Raw genomic sequence first — 3,219 nt, forward strand, 5'->3', positions numbered from 1 at the left:
CCCGCGGGCCAAGGAAGCCATCGCGTTCGCCCGGGCCCGTCTCGGCGCGACCGACTGGAACAACCAGTGCGAGCTGTTCGTCGAGCGCTCGGTCGGCACGTCCGGCAAGCAGTACTCGGCGATGACGCACTACGAGTGGCAGAAGGCGCGCGGCCGCATCCACACGGGTTCCGTCCCGCCGGCCGGCTCGGTGGTGTTCTTCCGCAGCACCACCAAGTGGGGCCACGTGATGCTCTCGATCGGCGACAACAAGGCGATCAGCACCGGGCCGAAGGTCTACCAGGACAACCACTTCCGCAACCGCTCCGACTACCTCGGCTGGGCCTACATGCCCGCCGACTGGTGACACAGGGACTATGACGATGCGAACCAGCACCAAGATCCTGGCCGTGGCGATGATCGCCGGACTCAGCCTGACCGCCTGCGGCACGGCCGACCCGACGCCGTCGCCCGCCCCGGTGGCCGCCGACGGCGAGTTCACCGACGCCGACTTCGAGATCGACCCGGCGATCAAGCCCAAGGGCTTCCCGGCGAAGGTCGACATCAACGGCCGCAAGAAGAAGGGCCAGGACGCCAACGCGCCCGGCCACAAGTACAACGCCTACAAGGCGGGCCAGCTGGTCCCGGTCAAGTGCCAGTCCAGCGCCTCCGGCGAGATCTGGGACTACACCAGCGACGGCTGGTGGGTGCCGGACAAGTACGTCAAGACCGGCACCGACGGCTGGGCGCCCGGCGTCCCGCGCTGCGGTGACGAGAGCTCCGACGGCGGCGGCAAGAAGGTCCACGGACGCAACAACGGCCCGGCGGGCCCGACGACCGGCACCCGCGCCGAGAAGATCAAGCGCGTCCTCGACGCGGCCAAGTCCCAGACGGGCAAGGGCTACCTGTACTCGTGGGGCGCGGGCGGCAAGGGCGGCCCGTCCTACGGCGTCGAGCACCGCCAGCGTGAGGGCGGCGACGACTACTACCGCTACGGGTACGACTGCTCCGGCTTCACGCTGTACGCCTTCTGGAAGGGCGCGGGCATCGACATCGGCCCCGCCACGACCCAGCAGTACACGTCGGGCAAGAAGGTGCCGCTCAACCAGCTCGAGCCGGGCGACCTGATCTTCTGGGGCGACGGCGACAAGCCCAGCACGACGACCCACGTGGCCATCTACGTCGGTGACGGCAAGCTGATCGAGGCCTCCTGGCCGCGCAACGGCAACAGCGTGCGGATCAAGGAGCTCTACGGCCAGTCCAGCTGGACCGCACACGCGATCCGCGTGATCTAGCCGCCCCGGGGACGTCGGCGGTCGCGGAGATCGCGTCCCCCAGTGCGGTCCCGACCGCCGACCCTCAAGGCCCTGCCGGTGCCCACACCGGCAGGGCTTTTTGGCGTAGCCAGGTGGTCCAGATTGGTCAGAACGGACGTATCCCAAGTAGATCGTCGGGTCCTACACTCGGAACTGTCGTGCCAATCCTCCACTAACAGCTCGTGCTTGTCGTGTGCACTTTTCCCTTATCCCCGAAGGGTTTCCCGTGCAAACATCAGCTGAATTGGGACCTGATGAACCAGATCGGATCAGCCGCCGGATGTTCGTGATCGGCGCGGCGGGCCTCGCGGCCGTCGCGGCGGTCGGACCGGGCGCCGGACTCGCCGCGGCGGCCGCCGAAGTCGACATCTGCGCGGGCGTGGCGGTCGTCGGCGACAGCCCACAGGTCCTGTGCCGACAGGACTCCCGCTGGGTGCTCATCGGCGACGACGGTGGCGCCAAGGCCACCACCGGACTCGCGGGCGCACTCGTCCTCGACGTCGCCACCGACGCGCGCGGCGCCTTGGCCGCGGGCTCGATCGACGGCGAGGCCGCGCTGTGGTCCTCCGCCGACGGCCTTGCCTGGCGCGAAGTCCTGCGCCTGCGCGGAAGGCGGTCGATGTTCACCGCCATTGCCTCGAACCCGAGCGAGGCGATGGCGTTGGGCTCGGACCTCTCCGGCGAGGACGTCCCGCGGGGCGCCATCGCCGCCCGCAGGCTCGGCGCGAACTGGAGCCTCGGCGCGGTCGCCGGCCTGGCGGCGACCGCCTACGTCACCACCCTCGCGGTGGGTCGCGGCGGCTGGCTCGCGGGTGCCATCGGGTCGCAGGAGACCGTGCTCCACGTGTCGTCGAACGGCACCACGTGGTCCGAACTCGCCGCGGGCAGGCTCGACGACGCCGCCGTGCAGGGCGTCCTCGACGACGGCTCGGTCCGCTGGGTCGGCAACGCGATCGGCGGTTCCGCCGCCCTCGCGGGCACCGTCGGCGCGGGCCGCGGCCCCGCCGGAGTCCCCGACCGGTCCCACGCGGTCGGCCTGGTCCGCACCCACCGGGGCCGCGTCTCGTACTGGCTGATCGACGGCAAGCTCCAGACGGCGGAGGTCCGATGATCACCTTCCAGCGAATCGACGGCACGCCGGTCTACTACTGGCGCTCCAGCCGGGGCAACACGACGCTGCGGAACTGGCAGTGCACCCAGGAGTTCTACGACAAACTCGTGCTCTGGGTCCGGGACCTGCGGTCGTTATCGGCGGCGTACGGCAGCGTGACGTACCTGGTGTCGGCCGGGTTCTACGTCAACAAGCCCGGCCAGCACGGCACGGGCACGGCGATGGACCTCGACTACGTCCGCTGGAGCGGCGGGCAGGTCAGCAGCCCGCTGGACCAACACCACGCCTCCAGCACGGCGTCGCTCCGCAAGCGCTACCTGGCCGTGGACGCCGTGTGCCGCAGGCGATTCCGGTACGCGCTGGACGGTTGGTACAACTCCGCGCACGCCGACCACATCCACTCCGACTTCGGCGGGCTGCCGGTGCTGTGCGTGAAGAGTTCGGAGAGCGACACCAAGTTCGTCCAGGCGATGTGCAACAACTTCCGGGGTTCGGGGCTGGTCGTGGACGGCATCTGGGGAACCAACACCCAGAACGCCTTCAACGGAGCCAAATCAGCGCTCGCCATCACGGGTGATCCACACACAAGCTCGGCGGCGTGGCAGTCGATGCTGTCGAAGATCGCCACGAAGGGCTTCGCGAACCAGACGTTCTGACGCGGCGGGTCGGCCGGATACTGCATGGCGAGGAACAAGCCCGCTCGGGCGCTTTCGTACACAGAAATCGAGAGCACCTCGGAGCCGTCGAGCAGCACATGACCCGAGGAGCCCAGGTATTTGGGGTGCCCGGCGATCGACTAGGCCCTGGTGGACT

General features: G+C 69.3%; 4 protein-coding genes and 1 pseudogene. 4 read left to right on the plus strand and 1 reads right to left on the minus strand.

The features are described from left to right. The 4 genes from ACRDSQ_RS26260 to ACRDSQ_RS26275 all read left to right on the plus strand — a co-directional run. Positions 1 to 346: CHAP domain-containing protein (locus ACRDSQ_RS26260; RefSeq protein ID WP_431424635.1), on the plus strand; the 346-nt coding region annotated here is incomplete at its 5' end. Positions 347 to 362: 16 nt separating this feature from the next. Continuing rightward, positions 363 to 1,274 carry a C40 family peptidase gene (locus tag ACRDSQ_RS26265; protein ID WP_431424636.1) on the plus strand — a complete coding sequence of 304 codons (912 nt, stop codon included), beginning with the start codon at positions 363 to 365 and terminating at the stop codon, positions 1,272 to 1,274. Between the two features lie 301 nt (positions 1,275 to 1,575). Continuing rightward, on the plus strand, positions 1,576 to 2,406 hold the full coding sequence (locus tag ACRDSQ_RS26270; RefSeq protein WP_431424637.1) for a hypothetical protein: 831 nt from the start codon (positions 1,576 to 1,578) through the stop codon (positions 2,404 to 2,406). Continuing rightward, positions 2,403 to 3,062, plus strand: coding sequence for an extensin family protein (locus tag ACRDSQ_RS26275; RefSeq protein WP_431424639.1), 660 nt, complete (start codon positions 2,403 to 2,405; stop codon positions 3,060 to 3,062). The genes ACRDSQ_RS26270 and ACRDSQ_RS26275 overlap by 4 nt, the downstream gene beginning before the upstream one ends. A gap of 2 nt (positions 3,063 to 3,064) precedes the next feature. Here the strand turns inward: ACRDSQ_RS26275 and sufC are convergent. Then, positions 3,065 to 3,202 (minus strand): annotated as a pseudogene (sufC, locus tag ACRDSQ_RS26280) (Fe-S cluster assembly ATPase SufC); the annotation flags it as partial. Positions 3,203 to 3,219: the final 17 nt, after the last annotated feature.

Source organism: Actinokineospora sp. (assembly GCF_050699995.1).
Classification (GTDB): domain Bacteria; phylum Actinomycetota; class Actinomycetes; order Mycobacteriales; family Pseudonocardiaceae; genus Actinokineospora.

Excerpts from the sequence above, each read along its gene's own strand:
- ACRDSQ_RS26265 (WP_431424636.1), top strand. The coding sequence starts at position 363 with ATGCGAACCAGCACCAAGATCCTGGCCGTGGCGATGATCGCCGGACTC.
- ACRDSQ_RS26270 (WP_431424637.1), top strand. The coding sequence starts at position 1,576 with ATGTTCGTGATCGGCGCGGCGGGCCTCGCGGCCGTCGCGGCGGTCGGA.
- ACRDSQ_RS26275 (WP_431424639.1), top strand. The coding sequence starts at position 2,403 with ATGATCACCTTCCAGCGAATCGACGGCACGCCGGTCTACTACTGGCGC.